The 1,375-nt window shown below is 61.6% G+C and carries 1 protein-coding gene; it reads left to right on the forward strand.

All coding sequences use genetic code 11. The features are described 5' to 3' along the window. Positions 1-22: 22 nt before the first annotated feature. The coding region (locus tag Q9Q40_12125; GenBank protein ID MDQ7007969.1) for a fibronectin type III domain-containing protein at positions 23-1,375 on the forward strand (1,353 nt) is incomplete at its 3' end.

The following is a 1,375-nucleotide window of genomic DNA, read 5'->3' on the forward strand; positions in this document are numbered from 1 at the left end:
GAGCGCGGTGTTGATGAGACAGGTGGACACGCGGTTGTGGGTGGTGGAGGTACCGACGGGGTACGAGAGATACGCGGGGACACCGAAGGACCAGGAGTACAATTTCAAGGCGAACGGGTTGTGGGCGGGGGTGTCGAACGGAGTAGCGGACCGGAGCGTGATCGTGCGCGGGGACGGGAGTTTGGCGCACGGATGGACGGTGAGCGGAGGGGAGACGGTGGAGGTGAACTGGTCGGGGTGGGGTGACCCTGTGAGCGGGTTGAGCGCGGACGTGAGTGGAGGGGAGACGACGCTGATCTTGAGTTGGAGTCTGCCGGTGGCAGGGGAGCGTGCGGACATAGTGAAGTACCGGATATACAGGAGCACGGACAGTCGTGACACGGGGTACGGGATGTTGGTGGAGATAGACGCTTCGAGCGGGACGACGAGTTACATAGACTCGGGGTTGGAGACGGGGGAGACGTATTATTACCGGATAGCGAGCGTGGACACGCGGTCGAGTGGAGAGACGGAGGGGAGGTACTCGTCGAGGTTGGAGGGAGTGCCGGTGCCGCCGGTGGACGTGACGTTCGTCGTGGATATGAGCGGGATTTTTCCGGACACGGTGTACATAGCGGGTCCGTTCAACGGGTTCAGTCCTGGGGCGAACGATGTATTGTCGGATATGGGAGGAGGCCGCTGGGGGATCGTGAAGAGTGTAGCGGTAGGGAGCCTGTTCGAGTACAAGTTTCTGTACGAGAAGGGAGGCAGCGGCCAGGTGTGGGAGGATGGGAAGTTGGAACAGTTGGTGGAGTATTACGAGGGGGGGAGCACGTTACCATACAAGGTGACGGTAGCGGGAGATTTCAACGGGTGGGACGGAGCGAACGGAGTGTTGATGAGGCAGGTGGACACGCGGTTGTGGGTGGTGGAGGTACCGACGGGGTACGAGAGGTACGCGGGGACACCGAAGGACCAGGGGTACAAGTTCCTGTTGGAGGGGCAGTGGACGGACGGAGGGAACCTGACAGGAGACCGGAGTGTGATCGTGCGGAGTGACGGGAGTATGGCTCACGGGTGGACGGTGAGCGGAGGGGAGACGGTCGTAGTGGACTGGGGCGGGTACCCGGACCCGGTGACGGGGTTGAGTGTGAGTCCGGGTGACACGTCCGGGAAGTTGGATTTGAGTTGGAGTTTACCGGCGAGTGGAGAGCAGGGAGATATCGTAGGGTACCGGATATACAGGAGTACGGACAGTCGTGACACGGGGTACGAGGCGGTAGCGACGGTGGGAGCGGGAGTGACGACGTACAGTGATTCGGGGTTGGAGATAGGGGAGACGTACTATTACCGGATAGCGAGCGTGGACACGGGGATGAGCGGAGAGACGGAGGGG

The organism is Acidobacteriota bacterium (assembly GCA_030949985.1).
Lineage (GTDB): Bacteria > Acidobacteriota > Polarisedimenticolia > J045 > J045 > JALTMS01.